The sequence below is a fragment of the Halobaculum roseum genome, assembly GCF_019880245.1.
GTDB lineage: Archaea > Halobacteriota > Halobacteria > Halobacteriales > Haloferacaceae > Halobaculum > Halobaculum roseum.
The window spans coordinates 736,094-760,257 of record NZ_CP082286.1 but is presented as its reverse complement, the minus strand read 5'-3'; the positions used below and the strand labels follow the sequence as shown (position 1 = coordinate 760,257).

Annotated in this window: 23 protein-coding genes; 7 read left to right on the top strand and 16 right to left on the bottom strand. The window is 70.2% G+C overall.

The features are described 5' to 3' along the window. Positions 1–18: 18 nt before the first annotated feature. The 5 genes from purM to K6T36_RS03825 form a co-directional block, all read right to left on the bottom strand. Positions 19–1,032, bottom strand: coding sequence for a phosphoribosylformylglycinamidine cyclo-ligase (purM, locus tag K6T36_RS03845; RefSeq protein WP_222922671.1), 1,014 nt, complete (start codon positions 1,030–1,032; stop codon positions 19–21). Positions 1,033–1,218: 186 nt separating this feature from the next. After that, positions 1,219–2,802, bottom strand: coding sequence for an acetolactate synthase large subunit (locus K6T36_RS03840; protein WP_222922670.1), 1,584 nt, complete (start codon positions 2,800–2,802; stop codon positions 1,219–1,221). Beyond that, the gene (locus K6T36_RS03835; protein WP_222922669.1) at positions 2,799–4,220 is read right to left on the bottom strand and encodes an NAD-dependent succinate-semialdehyde dehydrogenase; all 1,422 of its coding nucleotides are present in this window, start codon (positions 4,218–4,220) and stop codon (positions 2,799–2,801) included. The genes K6T36_RS03840 and K6T36_RS03835 overlap by 4 nt, the downstream gene beginning before the upstream one ends. 78 nt (positions 4,221–4,298) lie before the next feature. Continuing rightward, on the bottom strand, positions 4,299–4,937 hold the full coding sequence (locus tag K6T36_RS03830; RefSeq protein ID WP_222923351.1) for a zinc metalloprotease: 639 nt from the start codon (positions 4,935–4,937) through the stop codon (positions 4,299–4,301). A gap of 74 nt (positions 4,938–5,011) precedes the next feature. Further along, positions 5,012–6,853 (bottom strand): TraB/GumN family protein, encoded by a 1,842-nt coding sequence (locus K6T36_RS03825; protein WP_225935179.1) that lies wholly within the window; start codon positions 6,851–6,853, stop codon positions 5,012–5,014. 176 nt (positions 6,854–7,029) lie between these two features. Here K6T36_RS03825 and K6T36_RS03820 point away from each other — a divergent pair, with 176 nt between their 5' ends. Beyond that, entirely contained in the window at positions 7,030–7,572 is a 543-nt protein-coding gene (locus tag K6T36_RS03820) for a bifunctional nuclease family protein (RefSeq protein WP_222922668.1), read from the top strand. Here K6T36_RS03820 and K6T36_RS03815 read toward each other — a convergent pair. Further along, a complete protein-coding gene (locus K6T36_RS03815) occupies positions 7,563–7,766 on the bottom strand; it encodes a hypothetical protein (protein ID WP_222922667.1) in 204 nt (67 codons plus the stop codon). The genes K6T36_RS03820 and K6T36_RS03815 overlap by 10 nt on opposite strands. A gap of 183 nt (positions 7,767–7,949) precedes the next feature. On the opposite strand from K6T36_RS03815, the gene K6T36_RS03810 reads away from it, so the two are divergent. Together K6T36_RS03810 and K6T36_RS03805 are read left to right on the top strand one after the other, a co-directional pair. Continuing rightward, positions 7,950–8,390: an acyl-CoA thioesterase gene (locus K6T36_RS03810; protein WP_225935211.1), complete on the top strand. Its 441-nt coding sequence runs from the start codon at positions 7,950–7,952 to the stop codon at positions 8,388–8,390. Between the two features lie 139 nt (positions 8,391–8,529). Further along, the gene (locus K6T36_RS03805; RefSeq protein WP_222922665.1) at positions 8,530–11,055 is read left to right on the top strand and encodes a methyl-accepting chemotaxis protein; all 2,526 of its coding nucleotides are present in this window, start codon (positions 8,530–8,532) and stop codon (positions 11,053–11,055) included. Positions 11,056–11,090: 35 nt separating this feature from the next. Here the strand turns inward: K6T36_RS03805 and K6T36_RS03800 are convergent, their stop codons facing one another. Then, positions 11,091–12,197, bottom strand: coding sequence for a S1C family serine protease (locus K6T36_RS03800; RefSeq protein ID WP_222922664.1), 1,107 nt, complete (start codon positions 12,195–12,197; stop codon positions 11,091–11,093). 164 nt (positions 12,198–12,361) lie between these two features. Between K6T36_RS03800 and K6T36_RS03795 the strand changes: the two genes are divergently transcribed. Both K6T36_RS03795 and K6T36_RS19035 read left to right on the top strand, forming a co-directional pair. Continuing rightward, positions 12,362–12,814, top strand: a complete 453-nt coding sequence (locus tag K6T36_RS03795; RefSeq protein ID WP_222922663.1) for a DUF7992 family protein — start codon at positions 12,362–12,364, stop codon at positions 12,812–12,814. Between the two features lie 86 nt (positions 12,815–12,900). Next, positions 12,901–13,035, top strand: a complete 135-nt coding sequence (locus K6T36_RS19035) for a DUF7128 family protein (protein WP_264084001.1) — start codon at positions 12,901–12,903, stop codon at positions 13,033–13,035. Positions 13,036–13,083: 48 nt separating this feature from the next. Here the strand turns inward: K6T36_RS19035 and K6T36_RS03790 are convergent, their stop codons facing one another. Further along, entirely contained in the window at positions 13,084–13,317 is a 234-nt protein-coding gene (locus tag K6T36_RS03790; protein WP_222922662.1) for a DUF7508 domain-containing protein, read from the bottom strand. 1 nt (position 13,318) lies between these two features. Beyond that, a complete protein-coding gene (locus K6T36_RS03785; RefSeq protein WP_222922661.1) occupies positions 13,319–13,840 on the bottom strand; it encodes a DUF5796 family protein in 522 nt (173 codons plus the stop codon). Between the two features lie 206 nt (positions 13,841–14,046). Here K6T36_RS03785 and dgoD point away from each other — a divergent pair, with 206 nt between their 5' ends. Next, positions 14,047–15,198, top strand: coding sequence for a galactonate dehydratase (dgoD, locus tag K6T36_RS03780; protein WP_222922660.1), 1,152 nt, complete (start codon positions 14,047–14,049; stop codon positions 15,196–15,198). 63 nt (positions 15,199–15,261) lie between these two features. Here dgoD and K6T36_RS03775 read toward each other — a convergent pair whose 3' ends face one another. Next, positions 15,262–16,290 carry an NAD(P)-dependent alcohol dehydrogenase gene (locus tag K6T36_RS03775; RefSeq protein WP_222922659.1) on the bottom strand — a complete coding sequence of 343 codons (1,029 nt, stop codon included), beginning with the start codon at positions 16,288–16,290 and terminating at the stop codon, positions 15,262–15,264. Positions 16,291–16,458: 168 nt separating this feature from the next. Between K6T36_RS03775 and K6T36_RS03770 the strand changes: the two genes are divergently transcribed. Next, positions 16,459–17,238, top strand: a complete 780-nt coding sequence (locus K6T36_RS03770; RefSeq protein WP_222922658.1) for an SDR family NAD(P)-dependent oxidoreductase — start codon at positions 16,459–16,461, stop codon at positions 17,236–17,238. Positions 17,239–17,316: 78 nt separating this feature from the next. On the opposite strand, the gene K6T36_RS03765 is transcribed toward K6T36_RS03770, so the two are convergent. The 6 genes from K6T36_RS03765 to K6T36_RS03740 all read right to left on the bottom strand — a co-directional run bounded on the left by K6T36_RS03765 (position 17,317) and on the right by K6T36_RS03740 (position 24,143). Beyond that, positions 17,317–18,777 (bottom strand): rhamnulokinase, encoded by a 1,461-nt coding sequence (locus K6T36_RS03765; protein WP_222922657.1) that lies wholly within the window; start codon positions 18,775–18,777, stop codon positions 17,317–17,319. A 4-nt stretch (positions 18,778–18,781) separates the two neighbouring features. Then, entirely contained in the window at positions 18,782–19,435 is a 654-nt protein-coding gene (locus K6T36_RS03760; protein ID WP_222922656.1) for a class II aldolase/adducin family protein, read from the bottom strand. A 118-nt stretch (positions 19,436–19,553) separates the two neighbouring features. After that, positions 19,554–20,726 (bottom strand): ABC transporter ATP-binding protein, encoded by a 1,173-nt coding sequence (locus tag K6T36_RS03755; RefSeq protein WP_222922655.1) that lies wholly within the window; start codon positions 20,724–20,726, stop codon positions 19,554–19,556. 103 nt (positions 20,727–20,829) lie between these two features. Then, a complete protein-coding gene (locus tag K6T36_RS03750; protein ID WP_225935178.1) occupies positions 20,830–21,714 on the bottom strand; it encodes a carbohydrate ABC transporter permease in 885 nt (294 codons plus the stop codon). Beyond that, a complete protein-coding gene (locus K6T36_RS03745; RefSeq protein WP_222922653.1) occupies positions 21,714–22,652 on the bottom strand; it encodes a carbohydrate ABC transporter permease in 939 nt (312 codons plus the stop codon). The genes K6T36_RS03750 and K6T36_RS03745 overlap by 1 nt, the downstream gene beginning before the upstream one ends. Positions 22,653–22,703: 51 nt before the next feature. Next, a complete protein-coding gene (locus K6T36_RS03740) occupies positions 22,704–24,143 on the bottom strand; it encodes a substrate-binding domain-containing protein (RefSeq protein ID WP_222922652.1) in 1,440 nt (479 codons plus the stop codon). Positions 24,144–24,164: the final 21 nt, after the last annotated feature.

Below are 24,164 nucleotides of genomic sequence, written 5' to 3'. Positions count from 1 at the left end.
GGTCGGAGCCGGACGACGCTACAGCTCCAGGCCGCGGATCGCGACGCCGTCGCCCTTGACGACCTCGCCGATCACGCGGCCGTCGGTGTCGGCCGCCAGCGACTCGGCCTCGGCGGGGTCGACGGCGGCGACGAACCCGGTTCCCATGTTGAACGTGCGGTGCATCTCCTCGTCCGCGACGTTCCCCTCCTCGGCCACGAACTCGAAGACGGGCTGGACCGGCCACGGGTCGGTGACCTCGTAGCGATTGTCGCCCAGTCGTTCCAGGTTGGTCCATCCGCCGCCTGTGACGTGGGCGGCGCCGCGGACGCCGTGCTCGCGCATCGGCTCCAGCAGGTCGGCGTAGATGCGCGTCGGCTCCAGCAGCGCCTCGCCGACGGTGTCGTACCCCTCGAAGGGATACGGGTCGGTGTACTCGTGGTCGCGGGTGGCGGCCTCGCGTGCGAGCGTGAGCCCGTTCGAGTGGATGCCCGACGACGCCCAGCCGACGAGGGCGTCGCCCGGCTCGGCGTGCCCGTCGAAGACGGCGTCCTTCGCGACGAGGCCCGCGCAGGTGCCCGCCAGGTCCAGCCCCTTGATCACCTCGGGCATCACCGCGGTCTCGCCGCCGACGAGGGCGATACCCGCGCGCTCGGCGCCCTCGCGGAGGCCGGCGCCGACCTGTTCGGAGAACGTCTCGTCGGGCTCGTCGACCGCGAGGTAGTCGACGAACGCGACCGGGTCGACGCCGGCGGCGACGAGGTCGTTGGCGTTCATCGCGATGCAGTCGATGCCGACCGTCGAGTAGTCGCCGAGCGCCTCGGCGACGATGAGCTTCGTGCCGACGCCGTCGGTGGCGAGCGCGAGGTAGCGGTCGCCGATGTCGAGTAACCCGGCGTAGTCGCTGCCCTCCGCGCCGGCGTCGCCGACAGCCGACACGAGCGCCGCGGTCGCGGCCTCGCTGGCGTCGATGTCGACGCCGGCGTCGGCGTAGGTGAGTTCCTCCGTCTCTTCCTCGGCGTCTGCGTCGTCCCCCGCGGCGTCGTCGGTCATGTGTGAGCGGGGTTCCGGCGGGAGCAAAAGCGCTCCGACAGCGAGGCCGAGCGAAGCGAGGCCTCGGAAGGACGGCGGAGCGGTCCTGAGTCGCTCCGCAGACAGAACCGGCGAGACCGATCAAAGGGAAGTCTCGGCCTAAAAACAGCGAGGGTCGAGCGGGGTGTTCGGGCGCCCGTACCCGGTTCACCGGGCGATCGGCACGTCGATCAGCGAGAGGTCGTCGCCGTCGACGGTCTCGGCGAACGCCGCCTCCACCTCCTCGACGGACGCGGCCCGGCGGGCGTCGACGCCGAAGCTCTCGGCGAACGCGACGAGGTCGGGGTTCCCCAACTCGGTGCCGAACGACTCCCCGCGGTGCTCGGCCTGCTTCTCGGAGATGAGGCCGTAGTCGTCGTCGCGGAACACGACGGTCGTGAACGAGCAGTCGAGCCGCTTCGCGGTCTCCAGCTCGGCGGCGTTCATCAGGAACCCGCCGTCGCCGGTCGCGACGACGACGTTCGCGTCGACCGCGAGGTCGGCCGCGACGCCCCCCGGAACCGCGATCCCCATGCTCGCGAGGCCGTTCGAGATCACACACCGGCCCGGCTCGTACACGGGGAACCGCCGGGCGATCGCCATCTTGTGGCTCCCGACATCGGAGATGAGCACGTCGGCGTCGGCCATGGCCTCACGCAGCAGGGGGAGCACGCCCCCGACCGTCACGGGGTCGCCGGGGTCGGGGCGGGCGGTCGCGTGGTCGTACACCCGCTCGTGGGCGTCGACGCACCACGCGTCCCACCGCCGGTCGACGGCCGCCGCGAGGCGGTCGAGCCCGATCGAGGGATCGGCGACCACCTCCACCGTCGGGTTGTAGTGAGCGTACACCTCCGCCGGCTCGCTGTCGAGGTGGACGACCGTCTTGTCGCGGTCCGGGTTCCAGCCCGCGGGGTCGTGCTCGGCGATGTCGTAGCCGACCGCGAGCACGCAGTCGGCGGCCGCGACCGCCCCGCCGGCCTCCCCCGCGGGTCCGGAGTCGAGGGTCATCAGCGACCGCTCGTCGCGGTCCGACAGCGCGCCCTTCCCCATGTACGTCGAGACGACGGGGATCCCGGTCGCCTCGACGAACGCGGCGAGCGCGCTCGCGGCGTCGGCCCGCACCGCGCCGTTGCCCGCGAGCACGAGCGGCCGGTCGGCGTCCGCGATCGCTCCGGCGGCGGCCGCGAGCGCGTCGTCGTTCGGGGCGGGGCGGGCGACCCGCGGACGCACCGGCAGCGGCTCGTCGTCGGTCGGCTCGCTCGCGACGTCCTCGGGGAGTTCGAGGTGGGTCGCGCCGGGCTTCTCGTACTCGGCGATCTTGAACGCCTTGCGTACCGACTCGGCGACGCCCTCCGGGTCCGACAGCTGGGCGTTCCACTTCACCACCGGCTCGAACGCGTGGACGACGTCGAGCTTCTGGTGGCTCTCCTTGTTGAGGCGCTCGCGACTCCCCTGTCCCGTGATCGCGACCAGCGGGGCCTTGTCGAGGTGGGCGTCGGCGACGCCGGTGATCAGGTTCGTCGCGCCCGGCCCGAGCGTCGCGAGACAGACGCCCGCGTCGCCGGTGAGCCGGCCGTGAACGTCGGCCATGAACGCCGCCCCCTGCTCGTGGCGCACGGGGACGAACCGCACGTCGCTGTCGCGCAGCGAGAAGAGGAGGTCCTCCAGTTCCTCGCCCGGCAGGCCGAACACGTACTCGACGCCCTCGGCGGCGAGGCTGTCGACGACGAGGTCGGAGACGCGACGGCTCACGACCCGTCCCCGCGGTCGGTCGCCGGCCCGTCATCGTCGCCGTCGGCGGCGAGCCCGTGTTGGACCCAGATCGTATTGCGGTTCACGAACTCGCGGATGCCGTGACGCGACAGCTCGCGCCCGTACCCCGAGTTCTTCACGCCGCCGAAGGGCACCCGGGGGTCGGACTTCACGTACTCGTTGACGAAACAGCAGCCGGCGTCGAATCGGCGGGCGAACCGCTCGCCCCGGTCGAGGTCGTCCGTCCAGACGCTCGCGCCGAGCCCGAAGCTCGTGTCGTTCGCGAGCGCGAGCGCCTCGGCCTCGTCGGCGACCTCGAACACGGCCGCGACCGGGCCGAACGTCTCCTCGGTGGCGGCCGGGCTGTCCACGGGCACGTCGGTGAGCAGCGTCGGCGGGTAGTACGGCCCCTCGCGGTCGAGCGGTTCGCCCCCGAGCGACAGCGTCGCTCCCGCCTCGACGGTCCGCTCGACCTGGTCGTGAAGCTCGCGCATGAGGTCCTCGCGCGCCTGCGGCCCCACGTCGGTGTCCTCGTCCGTCGGGTCGCCGACGGTCAGCGCGTCCAGCTCCGACGCGAACGCGCCGACGAACTCGTCGTAGGCGTCCGTGTGGACGACGAACCGCTTGGCGGCGATGCACGACTGGCCGTTGTTCTGGGTGCGCGCGTACGCCGCCTTCTCGGCGGTTTCGGCTATCGGCGCGTCGTCGAGGACGACGAACGGGTCCGACCCCCCGAGCTCCAGCACCGTCTTCTTCAGCTCCCGGCCCGCCGTCTCGGCGACCGCCCGGCCCGCGGGCTCGCTCCCGGTGAGCGTGACGGCGCGGACGCGGCCGTCGGCGATCACGTCGTCGACGCGGTCCGAGCCGATCAGCAGCGTGGTGAACGCGCCCTCGGGGACGCCGGCGTCGTGCAACACCTCCTCGATCGCGAGCGCGCAGCCGGGGACGTTCGACGCGTGTTTCAGCAGGCCGACGTTGCCGGCCACGAGGTTCGGCGCGGCGAAGCGGAACACCTGCCACAACGGGAAGTTCCACGGCATCACCGCCAGCACCGGCCCGAGGGGCTCGTAGCTCACCAGCGTCCGGGCGTCGGCCTCGGTGCCGATCACCTCGTCCGCGAGCTGTTCGGGCGCGCGCTCGGCGTAGTAGTCGCACACCCACGCGCACTTCTCGACCTCCGCGCGGGCCTGGTCGACCGGCTTGCCCATCTCGCGGGTCATCAGCTCGGCGTACTCGTCGACCCGCTCGCGCAGGAGGTCGGCCGTGCGTTCGAGCAGCCGACACCGTTCCTGGATCGGCCGCGCGGCCCACGACTCGAACCGTTCGGCGGCGTCCGAGAGCGCCGACTCGACCGCCGCCCTGTCGTGGCCGTCGTACGTCGCGATCACGTCTCCCGTCGCGGGGTTGACACTCTCCATGGGTGGTGTCACACGGGCCGTCGCCAAAGGCGTGTGGCCCGGACCCGCCGGCCGAGAATCGCCCGCGGGGACGGCGAGTCAGAACAGCACGAACAGCGCGAACCCGACGGCGAGGGCGGCGCTGGAAACGAACGTCGCGAGCCACACGGGCGTCGACCACGCCCGGACGGTCGCGCCGTCGAGCGGGCCGAACGGGATGAGGTTGAACGCCGCGAGCAGGAGGTTCACGGCGACGCCGTAGGTTCCGACAGTCAACGCGAGCCCGGAGAATCCCGCGACCCCGATCACCAGCAGCGGCGCGAACACGACCGCGAGCACGAGGTTGACGACCGGGCCGGCCAGCGCGATGAGCCCGTTCTGGCGCTTGGTGATCCGGCCGACGTGGTGGACCGCGCCCGGCGCGGCGAACAGGAAGCCCGCGGTCGCGGCGACGACCGCGAGGAACAGCATCCCGTAGTCCGCGCGGAAGGCCGCCTGCTGTCCGTACCGCACCGCCGTGACCTTGTGTCCCAGTTCGTGCAGCAGGAACGCGACGCCGGCGGTGACGAGGCTCACGACGAACAGACCGCCCAGCGAGCCGAGCGCGCCCGAAGCGAGCGTGTTGATCACGACGGTGCCGCCGCCGGCGAAGAACACCGCGAACGCGACCGACAGCGCGATCCACGCGAGCAGGAGGTCGCGAAGCTCGCGACCGGAGAAGGACAGTCCCGCGACCACCGCGGCGGCGTCGCCGTCGCGTCCGCCTCCGGATCCGCGCCGGCCCGAAGCGCCGCCGGGGCCGCCCGCGCGGCTCACGCGACGGCCCCCCAGAGGATCCGCGCGGACTCGCGTGCGCCCCGGATCATGAGGTCGGTGATGCTCGCGTCGAGCGACCCGGCGAACACGGGGACGACGTACGCGGCGAACAGCAGCGACGCGATGACGCTCCCGACGTTCGTCGCCGCGACGACGACGATCAGCCGGAACAGCGGCACGTCGAGCATGTCGGAGAAGACGGCGCGGATCGGCCGCGACTCGTCCGACAGCAGTTCGTTCAGCGTGCCGATGTCCGCGACGTTCACCGTGAGGTGGCGAAGCTCCATGTAGCCCGTGAACCACCCCGGCGCCAGCAGCGGGTTCACCGAGGTCATCCACGCGACGGCGCCGCCGACGCCCGCCGACCGCCAGCGCGCGCCCGCGAGCTTCGCCAGCCCGGCCGCGAAGACGCCGTTGATCAGGAACCACGCGGCAAACAGCGTGAGCAGCTGTTCGTTGCGCACGCCCGCCATCGCCAGCAGCACGAAGAAGCCGATGAACGCCGCGGAGATGGCGAACGCGGCGATCTTGCCCCACGGGATCCCGCCCGACTTCGCCGCCCCGACGAGCCCCTCCATCGGCGGGAGCGACTCGGGCTCCGCGAGGTACGACTCGATGCCCTCGCGGTGGCCCGCGCCGACGACCGCGACCACGTCGTACCCCTCGTTGCGGAGCCCGACGAGCTGGTGGGCGATGTAGGCGTCGCGCTCGTCGATGAGCGCCTCCGCGCCGCCCGGGGAGAACTCCCGGAACTCCTCCATCATCGCCGTCACGACGTCGGTGTCGGTCAGCTCGTGGGGGTCGAAGTCGTCGAGCTCGTCCGCGTCGCCGGCGGGCGCGAGTCCGAGCGCGCCGATCGCGACGGCGACCACGGCGCCGACGCCCACGCCCGCGAGGAGGCCCAGTCCGAGGCTCCCGACCGCACGCACGATGGTGCCCGAGAGCAGCCCGGCGACCGCGTCGACGCCGGCGCCGGTGACGGTCACCGCGCCGGCAACCGCGACGGCGACGACCGCGGCGAACCCGAGCGTCGTGACGCCGCCCGGGGCGTCACCATCGGCCGGGGAATCCGCGTCGGCGCCGCCGCCCAGCGACAGCGACGCGGCGCGGTAGCCGAGGTAGCCGGCGACGAGCCCCGCGAGCGCGCCGACGCCGACGCGCGTGAGGACGGCGTCGGTGATCCCGACGGCGCCGCCGAACAGCCCGATCGCCGGGCCGAGCAGGACGCCGACGAGCAGGCCGAAGGTGATCCCGGCGACGCGGGGGTCGGTGACGCCGAACGCGAGCGCGCCGACCATCCGCAGCTTCTCGATGGGCGAGAGCCGGGCCCAGAAACGCTGGATCGTCGTCTGGATGTCGCGGTCGACGAGCGCGACGGAGATCCCCAAGTCCTCGGCGGTCTCGACGGCCGCCAGCAGTTCGGCTCCGGGTTCGATGTCGAAGCGGTCGCCCAGCCGCGTCTGGACGTACGAGAGCATCCAGTACGCGAGGAACTGGAAGACGGTGTTCCCCTTGAGGAGGTCGCCCGGGTCGAGGTCGTCGGGCGTCTCCCCCTTCATCTGGCGGTACCGCCCCTCGTCCAGCTCGACGGCGACGATGTCCGGGCGCTCCTCGGCGACGGTCTCCTCGACCTCGCGGACGGACGCCTCCGAGACGTGGGCCGTGCCGACGACGCGGACGCTCCCCTCGCCGCGCTCGTTGGAGGGGTTCGGCCCGCCGGCGCGGGCGGGGGCGTCGGCGGCCTGCGGGGCGGACGCGGGGGCACCGCCCGCGTCGGACGTGCGGTCGCCGGCCGCGTCGGAGGCGGGGATGTCCGCGGCGTCGGGGTCGCGGCTCACGGCCGCCACCCCGCGTACGGTCCGGTTCCGGTGGTCATTGGCGGCGTCTTTCCGTCCGGTCCGTATACGCCTGTCGGAGTCTCATCTCCCGGGTCGCGGGTGGTCGTCGGGCTGACCGATTGCCCCGGTTCGGGACGCCGCGGTAGGTATTCAAGCCCGGGCCGCGTGGTGTGCGTATGGACCACGAGGCCGAGGTCGCCGGCATCGGCGTGGGGGCGGGGCCGGGCGGCGAGGAGGTGCCCGCGGTCGTGCTCCGGGCGCGCGGGGAGTACCTCCCGATCTTCGTGACACCGGACCAGGCGCGCTCCATCCGCGGCGCGCTCGCGGGCGACCAGTTCGACCGCCCGCTCACCCACGACCTGCTCGTCGAGATGGTGACGGAGTTCGGCGGCGCCGTCGACTCCGTCCGGATCGACGACATCGTCGAGGGAACCTTCTACGGCAAGCTCACAGCCGAACGCTACGTCGACGGCGAGCCCGACCGGTTCGTGTTCGACGCGCGTCCGAGCGACGCCATCGCCATCGCCGCGCGCCTCGAGTGCCCGATCCGCGTCAGCGACGAGGTGGTCGACGCCGCCGGACAGCCGCCGGAGTCGGTCGATGTCGACGACGACGGCGACCCCGACGACGACGACCACCGACCGCACGGTACCGACCCCGACGACCGCGATGCGGGGCGCTCGGAGTCGGACGCGGACGACGACTTCCGCTACCGCTGAGCGTCGCCGGCGGCGGCGCTCCGGTCGGTTTCGCTGCTCTCCTCGGCTCCGCCCTCGTCGACTCCGACCGCCCGCGTGCGCAGCGCCTCCGCCAGCGCCTCGTCGGGAACGTCGTTCGCGCGCGCCGACTCGACCAGCTCGTCGAGGGCCTCCTCGAACACCGCCCGCGACGATATCTCGCGGTTCGTTATCACGGGTCATTCTTCGATGGAGCGCCGCATAACGGTTCGGGCGGACCGCAGGGCTTGATACCGGCGCCGTCGGAAGGACGCGGTATGAGTGACGCCGACGAGACCGTCGACGGAACCGTCGACCGACCCGGCGACGATGACGACCACGAGGACGGCGAGGGAACGCTCGCGGCCTCCTACACCGAGATGACGGAGCTGCTGCTCCCCAACGACACCAACAACCTCGGGCGGGCGCTCGGGGGCGCGGTGCTGCACTGGATGGACATCTGCGGCGCCATCGCGGCGATGCGCTTCTCGCGGCGCCAGTGCGTGACGGCCTCGATGGACCATGTCGACTTCATCGCGCCCATCGATCTCGGCGAGGTGGCGGTGCTGGAGGCGTACGTGTTCAACACCGGCCGCACCAGCGTCGACGTGAAGGTCGACGTGCGCGCCGAGAACCCCCGAACGGGCGAGGAGCGGCGGACGACCACCTCGTTTCTGACCTTCGTCGCGCTCGACGAGGAGGGCTCGCCGACGCCCGTCCCGGACCTCGACTGCCCGACGCCCGAGGAGGCGGCGCTGCGCGCGGAGGCGACCGAGGAACGGCGGGCACAGTTGGCCGACGTGAGCGAACGGCTCGGCTGACGCCGATCCCGGCCGAACACGCCGGGCGTCCACGCCGGGCGTTCGACCCATGCCCGGCGCTAACACGCGCCGATACGGCAGTTTTCCGAACTGATAGCCGAGGGCTGAGGCGTAAATACCCCTCGCGAAAACGAGGGATATGAGCCGTATTCCAGACGTCCTCAGACGGACGTACCTCCGGAAGTTCACGGCGCTCACGCTGGCGACGCTGTTGATCGTCACGGGCGCCGGGGTCGTTCTCCAGGGACAGGTCGCCGCACAGTTGACGGATCGAACCCACGACGACCTGACCGCGAACGCCGAGACGACCGCCAGCGAGGTGTCGATCTGGATCGACAACAACGAGCGGACCGTCCGGCTCGTCTCCCAGCAGCTGAAGGCCGACGCCGGCGACGCCGACGCGGTCAAGACGACGATCGAGCTCGAACACCGGAAGCTCCCGGACTCGGTCGCCGCCCTCCACTACGTGAACAAGGACTCGATGCGCGTCGAGCGGAGCACGAGCGACGACGCCGTCGGGTCCTCGCTGGACCACATCCGGTGGGAGTCCGGCGCGAGCGACCTCGCCGCGATCCCGCCGACGGGCTCCGTGCTCTCGAAGACCTACGAGCACGAAGGGGCCCACCGGATCGCGTTCGCGAGCTGGGTTCCCGGCACCGCGAACGCGGTCGTGATGACCGTCGACGCGAGCGCGGTCGCCGGCGGGACGACGGTCGAGTCGGACGGGAGCCTCCGCGTCGTCGACAGCGAGGACGCCGCGATCCACCTCGCCTCCGATCCCGCGGCGTTGACCGGGACGTTCGCCGGCGGCGTCGACTCCCACGCGATCACCGAGGGGGCCGAGACCGCCGGCGCCCACGACATGGCCGAGTCGGGCACCGTGATGGCGTACGCGCCCGTCGAGGGGACCGACTGGGTCGTCGTCAGGTCGGTGCCGCAGTCGGTCGCCTACGGGCTCGTGACGCAGGTGCAGACGGCGCTGGGATCCGTCATCGGCCTCGCCGCGCTCGGCTTCCTGCTCATCGGCGTGACGATGGGCCGGTCGACCTCGCGGACGCTGCGCGATCTCGCGGCCCGGGCGGAGGCGCTGGCTGCCGGCGACACCGACGCGGCCGGCGGCGACGCGGATGACCGGATCGACGAGGTCGGCGCGGTCCAGGGATCCTTCGAGGAGGTCCGCCGCTACCTCGCGACCGCGACCGCGCAGGCGACCGTCGTCGCCGACGGCGAGTTCGACGCCCCGGTGCTCGACCGTGACGTGCCGGGCGACCTCGGCGACGCGCTCGCGGAGATGCGCGAGGACCTCCGGTCGCTGATCGCGGAGATGCGGGCGACGAACGAGGCGCTCGCCGACGCCGCCGAGTCGTACGGCGAGACCATGGAGCGGGCCGCCGAGGGCGACCTCACCGCCCGGATGGACGCCGATGTCGACGACGAGTCGATGGCCCGGATCGCGACGGAGTTCAACGAGATGATGGACGAGCTGTCGGCGACCGTCGGCGAGGTCGACCGCGTCGCCGCCGCGGTCGCGAGCGCGAGCGCGGAGGCCGACGCCGGCGTCGCCGAGGCCGAGCGCGCGGCCGGCGAGGTCGCCGACTCGACCGACGAGATCGCCGCGGGCGTCGACGAGCAGGTGAGCCACCTCCAGGAGGTGACCGGCGAGATGTCCGACCTCTCGGCGGCCGTCGAGGAGGTCGCAGCCACCGCCGACCAGGTCGCGGACGTGAGCGAGGAGGCCGCCGAACGCGGCGAGCGCGGCGCCGCGCTCGCGGACGACGCCGTCGCGGAGATGGAAGCCATCGAGGATCAGACCGAGACGACCGCCGAGGTCGTCCGCGGCCTCGAATCCGAGGTGACCGCGATCGGCGACATCGTGGACCTGATCGACGACATCGCCGAGCAGACGAACACGCTGGCGCTGAACGCCTCCATCGAGGCCGCCCGTGCCGGCGCGGAGGGCGACGGCTTCGCCGTCGTCGCCGAGGAGGTCAAGACGCTCGCCACCGAGACGCGAGAGGCAACCGGCCGGATCGCCGACCGGATCGAGGCGGTACAGTCGTCGACCGCGGACGCCGTGGACGACATCGAGGAGACCACCGAGCGCGTCGAGGAGGGCGCCGAGACGATCGAGGCCGGCCTTGGCGCGCTGGGCGACGTGGTCGAGGCCGTCGAGGAGGCCAACGACGGCGTCCAGTCGATCTCCACGGCCGCCGACGACCAGGCCGCCAGCGCCGAGGAGGTCGTCGCCATGGCCGACGAGGTCGCGAGCGTGAGCGAGGAGGCGGCCGCGGAGGCCGAGAGCGTGTCGGCGGCGGCCGCCGAGCAGTCCGCGTCGCTGAACCAGGTGAGCGGCGAGGTCGAGCGCCTTGCCGAGCGGGCGGCCGACCTGCGGGAGCTGGCCGGGAGCTTCGAGACCGCCGCCGAGGACACGGCCGAGGGCGGCGCGGCGCCCCCTACGGCCGAGGACGCGGTCGACGACCCCGACGGCGTCGAGTTCGACGAGGGATCGGCGGTCGCGGACGGTGGCGAGACGAACGGGAAGGAGCGCGACGCGAACGGGACGAGCGGCGAGACGAACGGAACGAGCGGCGAGACGAACGGAACGAGCGGCGACGCGAACGGGACGAGCGGCGACGCGAACGGGACGGACCCCGACGGACGATAGCGAGTCGGCCGAAATTCAGGGGAGTCGACCGGAGTTCAGACGCCGGGGTCGGGACGCTCCCCGAGTTCGAACGAGACGGTCGTTTCGGACCCGTCGCGAAGCACGGTGAACTCCACCGACTCGCCGGGGGAGGCTTCCAACGCGAGGTAGTTCGAGAGGTCCGCTTGCACCTCCACGTCGGTGCCGCCGATCCCGACGACCACGTCGCCGCCGGTGGGCACGCTGACGCCGTCGACGGAGGTCGATCCCTCCGTCCCCCGGAGGGTGCCGGCGGCGGGCCCGTCCTCGACGACCTCGACGATGAGCACGCCGCCCACGTCGTCGATATCGTACGCTTCGGCGATGACCGGACTCACCTCGATCAGGCGCACCCCCATGTAGGGGTGGTCGTACTCCCCGCTCTCGGCGAGTTCGGGGACGACGCGCTTCGACAGCTCCGCGGAGACGCCGAAGCCGATGTTGTCGCCGCCGCCGCGGGCGGCGACCGCCGCGACGTCCCCGTCGTCGGTGACCAGCGGCCCGCCGGAGTTGCCGGGATTGAGCGCCGCGTCGGTCTGCACCGAGTCGGCGACGGTGAAGTTGTTCGGCGCCGACAGCACTCGGTCGACGCCGGAGATGATCCCTGTGGAGGCGGAGCCGCTGAAGCCGTACGGCGAGCCGATCGCCATGACGGGCGTTCCGACCGGCGGCTCGGGGTCGGTGTCGACCCACGACAGCGGCGTCGCCGACTCGGGGCGGTCCTCGGCGCGCAACACCGCGAGATCCGAGTAGGCGTCGGTGCCGACGATCTCGGCGTCGCGCCACGTGTTCCCCTGGAACCGGAGCTTCACCTCGCTCGCGCCGGCGACGACGTGCTGGTTCGTGACGACGTAGCCGTCGCCCGCGACGAAGCCGGAGCCGCTCCCCTGGGGGCCGCTCGGGCCGTAGTTGAGGATCCCGACGACCGACTCGATGGTCGACCGGTACACGTCGGTCTCTGTCCCCGCCGACGCGGCGCCGTTTCCGTCGGCGTCGGCGCCCGCCGTCCCGTTCGTGTCGGTCGCCCGCGGCGCGGCGTCGGAGGAGCCCACCTGCACGCAGCCGGCGGCGCCGACGGCGCCCGCGCTCGCGAGCCCCGCCAAAACGTCGCGTCGTGTTGGCATGAACCACGCTATGGCCCTGATCCGAATAACTCCGGCGCTCTCGGCCACCGTGTCCCGTTGGGGGGTCGCGGTCCGAGGCGGTCCGAGGCTGTCCGAGGGGAACCGACCCGATCGCGGCCGATCGCTCCGGCAGGCATTTGCCCCGCGCGGGGGTACGCACGGGCATGAGCCTCGACGCCGACACCCCGCCGACGCCGACCCTGTCGACGGTCGACCCGAGCCAGTACGACGACACGGAGGTCGCCGGCGACGAGTACCACCGCGAGGAGCTGGAGACGTTTCTGGAGGAGGGCGCGTGGGAGGAGGCGTTCGACCGGTGGGCAGCGGACGCCGACATCGACGCCGACACGTGGCGGATCGCCGGCGACCTGGGGCTGTTCGAGCGGTTCGACTTCTTCTGGGACGACTTCGCCGACCGCGTCGGCTACCACGCGCCGGGCATCCCCGAGGACTGGAAGGAGCGCGACCTCCACCCGGACCTCGAAAGCTGGGGGCAGGTGTCGGCGATCAACGCCGCCCTCACCGAGTTCGGACAGGTCGTCTGCGAGGTGCTGAAGGAGGAGTACGTCGACTGGGAGAGCGAGTTCGAAGCGCCCGACGACCTCCCCGACTTCTGACCCCCGGACGGCGCCGGCGCCGGCGCCGACGGAGATGACGGCGCGCCGCCGGTAGCGATTTACCCTCGGCGAGTCGAATGCTACCTATGGTCACGGCAACGGAGCGTGACGACATGACCTGGTACCAGTGTGACGCCTGCGGCCTGCTGTTCGACGACCCCGACGACGCCGAACAGCACGAGGAACACTGCGACGCGGAGGACCCCTCGTACCTCCAGTAACGTCCGTCACCGCCGCATCGTCGCGGTTCCGACGGCGAAGAGGGGGGATCAGAACCGGTCGTCAGCGAGCCGCTCGGCGTGCTCGCGCGACTCCGCGACGAGCCAGCGCACCTTCGCGGCGTCGCCATAGCCCAGCGCCTCCTTCACTTCGTCGCGGAGGACGCCGACCCCGTACCCGACCGGCTCCCCGTCGTCGTCGCCCAGCTCGTAGACGCCGAAGCGGTCCGGCGCGGCCGCGGCCGCCGATCGGTCCAGATCCCGCCACGGTTTCCGGAGGCTCATCTCACTCGTCCCCGTCGCTTCCGGCGTCGCCGGCGCGGTCCGCGTCCGTCCTCGACTCGCCGTCCGCGTCGCGCGCGTCGGCGCCGTCGTCGCCCGCGGCGAACTCGTAGCTCTGTTCGCCCCAGTCGTCCTCGACGAAGGCGAACACGCGCCCGCCGGCGACCTCGGGGTCGGCCTCGATCTCGGTGCGCTGGCCGCCCGGACGCCGAGCGGTGACGCCCGGGAACAGCTCCTCCTCGTCGCCCTCGCCGAGGATGACGCGGCCGACGCCGGTCTGCTCGAGGATGTCGTCGTGCGTCTTCAGGTCGTTCACGTACAGCAACACGCCCTCGGTTTCGGAGGGGTCGGTGACGAGCACGTGGGTCTCCTTGCCCGGCGGGGTGGTGAGGGTGTCCTCGACGACCTTCGGGACGCCGTGGTAGAAGGTGACGCGGCCGTCGAGGTACTCGACCTCGACACCCTCCTCGCGGAGGGAGACCGAGACGCTCGCGGGTGCGATGTCGTTGCGGTGGGGGGCGCTCATACCTCCGAATGGGTGGTGGACGCGAATAAGCGCGGCGAGAGCGCGGTCGACCGAAGGGAGACCGCGACGGCGAACGGCGAACGGTCCTTCTCACCTCCGTGTGAGTCCGCCGGTACGTCCGCGTGGGACGGCGGTCGAGAGTCCGAGCCTGCTCCCGTCCCCGTTTGCAGCCCATCATTCAAGTCGCCCCTCGGAGATACGGCGGTATGCACGTCTCGGATTACGAACTGTTCGCCGTCCCGCCGCGGTGGCTGCTCCTCCGGCTGGAGACGAGTGACGGACTGGTGGGCTGGGGTGAACCCATCGTTCAGGGACGGCTGGAGACGGTCCGAGCGGCCGTCGAAGAACTCGTCGACGTCTACCTCCTCGGCGAGGACCCGTTGCGGACCGAGGAGCACTGGCGAACCATGTATCAGGGGGGATACTTCAGGGGCGGCCCGATCCTCATGAGCGCTCTCGCGGGCATCGATCAGGCGCTGTGGGACATCAAGGGGCGCCACTACGGCGCGCCGGTGCACGAACTCCTCGGCGGACACGTCCGCGACCGGGTCATGGTCCACCAGTGGATCGGCGGCGAGGACCCCGCGGAGATCGCCGAAGAGGCGATCAAGCGTCGCAATCAGGGGTATCGGGCGCTCAAGCTGAACGCGACGGCGGAGTTCGCGCCGTTGGAGCCGCCGGCCGGGGTGGAGACGGCGCGCAAACGCGTCGCGACGGTCCGTGAGGCCGTCGGGGACGACCTCCACCTCGGCATCGACTTCCACGGCCGGGTCTCGAAGCCGATGGCGATGCGACTCGTGGAGGCGCTCGAGCCGTACGAGCCGATGTTCGTCGACCAGCCGGTCCTGCCGGAACACACCGAGAAGCTCGGATCGATCGCCGACCGGACGACCGTTCCGATCGCCACGGGCGAGCGGTTCTACTCACGCTACGATTTCAAGCCGCTCCTCGTCGATGACGCGGTCTCGGTGCTGCAGCCCGATGTCTCTCACGTGGGCGGGATCACCGAACTCCGGAAGCTGATGACGATGGCCGAGGCGTTCGACGTGGCCGTGATCCCCCACTGTCCCCTGAGTCCGATCGCGTTCGCGGCGAACCTCCAGGCGGTGTTCACCTCGCACAACGCGGTCATGCAGGAACAGGATCTGAGCCTCCACGACCCGAGCGAGAGCACCGGACTGGCGTACCTCGAAGACCCCGACACCTTCACCTTCGAGGACGGGTACGTCGAGCGACCGACGGGGCCCGGGCTGGGGATCGATGTCGACGAGGAGTACGTGCGCGAACAGTCACGGTTGGACGTCAACTGGTACAACCCCCTCTGGTACCACGACGACGGCCGGGTCGCCGAGTGGTGAGGGGGGTTCGGCGCGACACCCGCTACGTCCGGAATCGGTCGTTCGACCGGCGATCGGGTCGCCTCAGCGGATCGAGATCATCCCCTTGACGGTGTCTCGCTCCATCGAGCGTCGGAACGCGGCGTCGATCTCCTCGAGGGGATCCGTGAAGTCGACGATCCCCTCCACGTCGACGGTTCCGTCGGCGAGGAGGTCGACGGCGGCGTCGTAGGTGTTCGCGTAGCGGAACGACCCGTGGACGTCGAGTTCGTTGTCGATGATCTCGAGGACGTCGAGGGGAACCTCCGCCTCGTCGGCGAGCCCGACGAGGACGATTGTCCCGCCGCGTCGCACGGCGTCGAGCGTCGACTCGATGGACGGCTCGGCGCCGGACGCCTCGACGACGACGTCCGCGCCGACGCCGTCGGTGTACTCGTCGACGGCCGCGTCGAGGTCGGTCTCCGTGACATGGATGACGCGGTCGGCTCCCCGGTCGAGCGCACGGTCCAGTTTCGACCCGACGACGTCGGAGACGAGGATATCGGTCGCCCCGGCCGCGCGTGCGGCCTCCATCGCGAGCATCCCGATCGGGCCGGCGCCCGTGACGAGCACCGTGTCGCCGACGCCGACATCGCCGCGGCGACAGGCGTGGATGCCGACGCTCAGGGGCTCACATAACGCGCCCTCCCGCATCGAGACGGCCTCCGGGAGTTCGTAGACGAAGTCCGCCGGCCAGGAGACGTACTCGGCGAAGGCCCCGTCGTGGGGCGGCGTCGCCATGAACTCGACGTCCGTGCAGAGGTGGTACTCCCCGCGCTTGCAGTGGCGGCACTGCCGACACGGGACCCCCGGTTCGAGCGTCACGCGGGCGCCCGGCGCCAGCGTTTCGACGTTCTCGCCGACGGCGACAACCTCTCCCGCGCTCTCGTGGCCCAGAATAAGCGGGTCCTCGACGACGTAGTCGCCGATCCGACCGTGCTCGTAGTAGTGAACGTCGGAGCCGCAGATGCCCACGTCCCTGACGGCGACGAGGACCTCGTCGGCGGCCGGCTCCGGTCGCTCCCGTTCCCGCATCTCGAACTGGCCGGGCTCGTGCAAAACAACGGTCCGCATTGATAACTGCTGACACACTGACCCGACGAAAAGATGCCGATCGGAGCAGTCCAAGCGGCTGCAATGCGGGCCTCATCGGCGACAGTCGTCGCGCCGGACGGGCGGGGGTCGAACTGCGTCGTGAGGGAGTACTGATATGGTGGTGTGGAGCGGGGGTTGGCACGGACAATGAGCGTACTCGACAGTTTCTCGCTCGACGGGGAGACGGCGGTCGTCACCGGTGCGGCGCAGGGGCTCGGCAGACAGATGGCGAGCGCGCTCGTCGACGTGGGGGCGGATGTCGCCATCGCGGACGTGAACGCCGAGAAGGCCGAGCGAACGGCGACGGCCCTCGGGGAGGGCGCCGAGTCGGAGGTGGTCGCCGTCGACGTCGACGTGACAGACGAGGCGTCGGTCACGTCGATGGTCGAAACCGTCACCGACCGGCTCGGCCCGATCGACGTCCTCGTGAACAACGCCGGTATCGTCGAGAACGCCCCGGCCGAGGAGACGGACATCGAGTCGTGGCGGCGCGTCGTCGCCGTCAACCTCGACGGCGTCTTCCTCTGTGCGAAACAGGTCGGCCAGCAGATGCTGGAGCGCGGCGAGGGACGCATCGTCAACATCTCCTCGATGTCCGGCTTCGACGTCAACGTCCCCCAGAAGCAGGCCAGTTACAACACGACGAAGGCCGGGGTCCGGATGTTGACCCAGTCGCTGGCCGTCGAGTGGGGCGACCGCGGCGTCCGGGTCAACGCCATCGCTCCGGGGTACATGCGGACGGACCTCGTCGACGAGGTGTTGGAGGAGAACCCCGAGATGGCGGAGGAGTGGCTGGAGAACACGCCGATGGGTCGGCTCGGTCGCCCGGAGGAGCTCGAGGAACTCGTCGTCTATCTCGCCTCCGACGCCTCATCGTACATGACGGGGTCGACGGTCGTCATCGACGGCGGGTACACCTCCCGCTGACGCGATCTCCGGTGGCGGTGGGTTGGCACGGGACGGCCGTCGTGGCTGTTACGCGAACGGCCGACGCTCGTCGGGTCGTCACTCCGCGGACAGCGCCTTCAGCCGCCGTTTCGCCGCCGCCCACTCGGCGGTCCCGGCCGGCTCGTACCGCGTGGGGGAGAACGCCGACTCGATCAACCGGCGGCCGCTCTCCAGGTCTTCGACCGTCCCCGTGGCAAGCGCCTGCGTCAGGAGGTTCCCCACCGCGGTCGCCTCGACCGGCCCGGCGACGACGGGCCGGTCGGTCGCGTCGGCGAGGAGTCGGCAGAACAGCTCGTTTCGGACCCCGCCGCCCCCGAGGCTGATGCTCTTCGGACGGTCGTCGATGACCGCCTCGATGCCGTCGAGGGCGATCGCGGTCTTCGTCACGAGACTGTCGAGGAGACACCGGACGACCTCCCCGCGACCGTCGGGCACGGGCTGGTCGGTCTCCCGGCAGTACGACCGGATCTGCTCGGGCATCGGCGCGTCGATGCCGAACGTCTCCGCGTCGGGGTCGACGAGCGCGGCACGTGCCGGGGCCTCCTCTGCGGCCGACAGGAGGCTGTCGTAGTCGACCGGCCGCCCCTCCTCCTGCCAGGCCTCGCGGCACTCCTCGAGGAGGAAGAAGCCGTTCACGTTCTTCAGGAGCCGGACGGTCCCGTCGACGCCGAGTTCGTTCGAGACGGCGTGCTCGAAGGCGGCGTCGCTCCGGACAGGGCCCGCTCGCTCGACGCCGAGAATAAACCATGACCCAGTACTGAGGAAGGCGGCGTCGTCGGCAACCGGAAGGCCGGCGACGGCCGCCGCCGTGTCGTGGCTCGCGGGGGTGACAAGTTCGGGGGTCGACCCGAGCGCCGCGGCGACGTCGTCGCCGACGGGGCCGAGGTGCTGCCCCGGCTCATCGAGCGGCGGGAGCAGGTCCGTCGGGAGCGACAGCTCCTCGAGGAGGTCCCTCGCCCAAGTGCGCTCCTCGGGATCGACCATCTGTGTCGTGGACGCGATCGTCACCTCGCCGCACTCGCGTCCACCCAGCAGCGATGTCAGTAGTTGGGGCATCATGAGGAGCCCGTCGGCGCGGTCGAGCAACGCCGGGTCGTCGCGGGCGAGCGTGTGGAGTTGCCACAGCGTGTTCGGCGTGCGCCAGTTCGTGATGCCGGTCGCCTCGAAGATCCGGCGCCGCCCCACCGTCTCGAAGAGGGCGTCGCGGGTCGCCGTCGCGTTCGGGTCGCGGTAGGAGGTGGGGTCGCGCAGCACCTCCCCGTCGGCCACGAGCCCGAAGTCGAGCCCCCACGTGTCGATCCCGACCACGTCGACGGTATCGACCCGCTCGGCGGCCGCCCGTAGTCCGTCGATCATGCGCTCGCGAAGGGCGTCGAGATCCCAGACGTAGCGGCCGTCCCGTTCGACGGGACGGTTGTCGAACCGGTGCACCTCCTCGACCGCGAACTCCGTGGGCGTGATCGTCCCGAGGTACACCGTTCCCCCGCTGGCGCCGATGTCGATAGCGACGTGCTGCATCGGTCTAGTTGCCGTAGCTGTCCAGTTTCCCCTGGATCCGGTGGAGTTCCTCGTCGGGCAGTATCTCCGGGTCGCCGATGACGCTCGCCTGGTAGTGGATGCGGGCGCAGTACTCCACCATCTGCGCGACCGAGTACGCGTCGGCCAGCGACGACTCGGTCGTCAACACGCCGTGGTTCCGCAGCAGCGTCGCGTTGGTCGAGTCGCCGAGCGCCTCGACCGCCTCCTCACCGAGTTCCTCGGTGGCGTGCGTCTCGTACTCCGTCACCGGGACCTCCGTGCCGGCGAACGCGAGCAGGTAGTGCGAGGCCGGGATCGGTTGCCCGAGCGACGCGAACGTGGTCGCGTACGGCGAGTGGGTGTGGACGACGCCGCCCACGTCCGGGCGTCGGTCGTAGACCGCGCGGTGCATCGGGAGCTCCGTCGACGGGTCCACGTCGCCCGCGACGACCGTCCCGTCGGTCCGGACGACGGGAACGTCCGAGGGCTCGATATCCCCGTAGGGGACGCCCGAGGGACTGATCGCGATGTGGTCGTCGTCGAGGCGGACGCTGAGGTTCCCGCCGGTTCCGGTGGTCAGGTCGTCGTCGAGCAAACTGCGACCGAACTCGCAGATGGATTGCCGTGCTTCGTACTGTGAGGTGTCCTGTGAATCCATGGATCGTGATGAGTGGTAGGTCGTGATGGGTGCAGATCGGTGCTGTGTGCCGACTGGTGCTGTACGGACTGGTGACGAGCGGCGACCGACGGACCCGCGTGCGGGAGGCGCGCGGCGGTCAGTCGTCGCCGACGGTCGCGTCCTGCTGGAGTCGCTGGGAGAGCGCCTCCCGGGCCTTCTCGTTCAGTTTCCGCTGGTGGATCGTCTCGCTGGTTCGCGCGTCGAACAGGTGGACGTCCGTCGCCGGCGCGTGCGCGTACAGCCGGCGACCCTCCGTGATCGGCCGCTGGCCGTCGATCTCGACGACGAACGTGTCGTCGTGCGACTGGTCGACCGGCTTGGCGTACACGTACGAGATGCTCCCCATCGGCTCGACCACGTCGACTTCCACCTCGAAACTGTTCGCCTCGACGGGGTCGTCCGTGAGGTCGATGTCCTCGGGCCGTGCACCCAGCGTCACCGCCTCCCGATCGCCCACGCTCGATCCCATCCGGTCGGAGAGTTCGTAGGTGAAGCCGTCACACGAGAGCGTGTCGCTCTCGACGGTGGCGTCGAAGAAGTTCATCGAGGGCGACCCGATGAACCCCGCGACGAAGCGGTTCGCCGGCCGATAGAAGCACTCCAGCGGCGTGCCGATCTGCTGGAGTTCGCCCTGGTCGAGCACGACGAGCCGGTCGCCCATCGTCATCGCCTCGGTCTGGTCGTGAGTGACGTAGAGGGTGGTCACGCCCAGGTCGTTCTGGAGCCGGTTGATCTCCGTCCGCATCGTCGTCCGGAGCTTGGCGTCCAGGTTCGACAGCGGCTCGTCCATCAGGAACACGTTGGGGTCGCGAACGATCGCCCGCCCCAGCGCGACGCGCTGCTGTTGCCCGCCGGAGAGTTCGCCCGGCGTGTTGTCGAGCAGCTCGCCGATGTCCATCATCTCCGCGGTGGACGTGACCTGTTCTTCGATCTCGGCCTCGGACATCGAGGTAGACATCTTCAGCCCGAAGGACATGTTCTCCTCGACGGTCATGTTCGGGTACAGCGCGTAGTTCTGGAACACCATCGCGATGTCCCGCGCCCGCGGACCGAGTTCGTTGACGAGCGAGTCGCCGATGTGCACGTCGCCCTCCGTCTGCGTCTCCAGGCCGGCCACGATCCGCATGAGCGTCGACTTCCCGCTCCCGGACGGGCCGACGAAGACGACGAACTCGCCGTCCTCGATGTCGAGGGAGACGTCGTCGACCGCGACGATCGACTCGTCGTCCCCGAACCGCTTCGTTACGCTGTCGAGTGTGATGCTTGCCATTAGTTGCCCTCCGTAGTGCGGCTGTCCGCCCCCGCCGCTGTGGGGTGATTCACGGTCGATTCGCCCCGCCTGCCCGTGTCGTGAGTCGGTCGTCGATCGCCAGTCATTCCTTGATCACCACGCCGAAGCTGAGCCCCGCGGCGAGGTACTTGTTCACCGCGATGAGGAAGATCACCACGGGGACGATCATCGCCGTGGAGGCGGCCGCGAGCATGCCCCACTCGATCGAGCGCGAGCCGATGAACGAGTAGACGTACAGCGTCACCGGAACGGCCTCGAAGCTCGTCAACACCAGCCCGAACAGCAGTTCGATCCACGCGAAGATGAAGCTGATAATCGCGACCGAGAAGATCCCGGGCTTGGCCGCCGGGAGGATCACCTTCCGGAAGCTCTGGAACCGGGTGGCGCCGTCGACGCGAGCGGCCTCCTCGAGCGTCTCCGGGATACCGTCGAAGAACGCCTTCATCACCCACACCACCAGCGAGAGGTTGATGCTGATGTACATGAGCACCATCCCGATCCGCGTATCGAACAGGTTCAGCGCCCGGAAGATGACGAAGAACGGAATGACGACGGCGATGGGCGGGAGCATGCGCGAGGAGAGGATCCACACGAGCACGTCCCGTTCTCTCGGGATGTCCCACCGCGAGAGCACGTAGGCGGCGGGCACGCCGATCAACAACACGAGCACCACCGACGCGGCGACCATGATCACGCTGTTCGCGAACGCCGCGACGAACTCGCCGCGCTGGGCCAACTGGATGTAGTTGTACACCGTCGGCAGGAACACCCAGTCCGGCGGGAGCGAGTTGGCCTGTCCCGGCGGCTTTAGCGACATGGACACCACCCAGTAGAGGGGGAACAACACGACGAACGACCACGTGAGGAGGACCCCGTGGCGGGCGACCCGGACGAGGGTCTCGCGGGTCCCCTTCTCGAGGCGTTGGGAGCCGGTCGCCGACTCGGCGGTCCCGTCCTGGGTCGCCATCAGTCCCACACCCCCTCGAAGCCGACCTTCGCGATGACGACGTTCGCGAGCGCCACCACGAGGACGAGGTAGACGACCGCCATGGCGGCCGCCACGCCCGGTTGGTTGTTGATGAACATCTGTTCGTAGATGTTGATGCTCACCAGCTGTGTGGCCGTCCCGGGGCCGCCCCCGGTCAGCCCGTAGACGACGCCGAACGTCCGGAACAGGTCGATCATCCGAATGAGCATGGCGACGAACACCACGGGCTTCATGTACGGGATGATGACGTGGAGGTACCGTCGCCACAGCGGCGCGCCGTCGACCCGTGACGCCTCGATCAGGGTCTCGGGCACCGACGAGAGGCCGGCGTAGAAGATGATGAACATGAACGGCGTCCAGTTCCACGTGTCGAGCAGGATGACGGTCAACAGCGGCACATCGGAGAGGAACGCCGGCGCAGCGAACGGGGTCGCCGTGTCGATGAGATACGGGACGACCCCGATCTCGCTGTTCAACATGATCCGGCCGATCGTCGCCAGCGACACGGGGGCGACGGCCATCGGCACGATGAACAGGACCCGATAGAACGACTTGGCGCCCGACGAGTCCACGCCCGCGACGAGCGCGGCCAGGACGAACCCCAGGACGCTCTCGAGGAGCAACGCGCTGGCGACGACGGCGATCGTGATGACGAACGAGTGTATCGCGCCGCCGCGCGTGAACGCCGTCTCGTAGTTACTCAGGCCGACGAACTCGGCGTTCAGGACGTTCAGCGTCGGCTCGGCGATCAGGCTGAGATACAGGTCGTAGGCGCCGGGGAAGAAGGTGATCATCGCCATGACGATCACCATCGGCGCCATGAACCAGTACGGGAGGTAGTCGTTCCACAGGTCCCGCACGCGGGCGAACCGCGGCTCGTTCTTCGTCGGCGCCTCCGTCTGTGTTGGGGTGCTCATGTGGGTTCGGGTGGGTCGTGTTGCGGATCCAAGGCTGGCGGTGTGGCGACGTTATTCGTCGTAGATGTCCTCGGCGATCGCCGCGGCGTCGGTCATCGCGGCCTCCGCGGATTTCTGGCCGGCGATCGCCCGCTGAAGCTCCTCCGAGTAGCGCTGGCCCCACTCGGGGTACTTCCGGTCGAACGGGTCCGGGGCGGCCTCCTGCAGCGATTCGAGCGTCACCTGGGCGAAGTTGTCGCCGACGCGCGAGCGGAACTCGTCGTTCTCCCAGACGGACTGGCGCACGGAGAACGCCGCCTCGTTCTCCAGGTGCATCCAGTCGTTGGTCGGCTGTGAGGTCGCCCACAGCATGAACAGGAAGCCCTGTTCGGAGTTCTCCGCGTTCTTCGAGGTGGATATCTGCCAGTTGTACGCGTTGGGAGCGAACTCGCCGTCGGACGGTCGCGGCACCTTCGCGATGCCGACACTGTCGGCGACCGAGGAGTCCGACCCGGTCAGGCCGGGCCAGAACAGGTTGGCGTCGGACACGATGTGGCCGGCTCGACCCTCCTGCATCGTCGAGAGGGCGTCCGACCACGTCTGCGTCGAGGCGCCGTCCGGGCCGTAGTCCTGGAGCAGGCCCGTGTACCACTCTGCCGCCTCGATGACGCCCTCCGTGTCGAGGCCGGAGTCGTCGGGGAAGTCGCTCCAGAGTTGTGCGCCGTGCTCGCGGATGAACGTGTTCAGGATGTAGATGTTCATCCCGTAGCCCTTCTCCCCGCGGCCGGCCGTGCCGACGACGTCCTCCTCGTTCTCGTGGATCGTCCGCGCGTTCGCGACGAACTCCTCGAGCGTCTCGGCGACCTCGAGGTCGTGTTCCTCGTAGAGGTCCGTCCGGTAGAACTGGGTCTGCACCTCGACGGTGATCGGGAGGCCGGTCCACGTGTCGCTGTAGCCGCCCCCGTGGGCCTGCCACCGGGACGACTCGAAGAGGTCGTCCGGCTTGTACCAGTCCTCGTCGTACATGCTGTCGTCCTCGAAGTACGGGTCGAGGGGCTGGATCCACCCTTCGCTGCGGAACTGGTTCACCACCTGGTCCATGAAGAAGACGTCGAACTGGCCCGCGCCGGTACTCACGTCCGTCTGGCGTTTGGTCCGGAACTGCTGCTCCGGGAGGACGTTCCAGACGACCTCGATCCCGGTCAGTTCCTCGAACACCGGAATCGCGGGCTCGATCGCGTCCACCCACGGATGCTGGACCGCGCCGATGTTGATCTGCGTGCCCTCGAACTGCTCCCAGTCGATGTCGGCGTCGTACTCGCTCAGCGGAATGACGAGGTCGTCCGACCCGCCGTCGGAGCCGCCGCCGGATCCGCCGTCGGAACCGTCGCCGCCGCCGTCGGTACTGCCTCCGGATTGGTCTCCGCCGCGAGTACACCCGGCGAGTGCCGTTCCGAGCGTGGTTCCCGCGGCCGTTTTCAGTAGCGTCCGTCGATCGTATGTGTCCGTCATGGTCGTGTTCTGTGGGTTGCG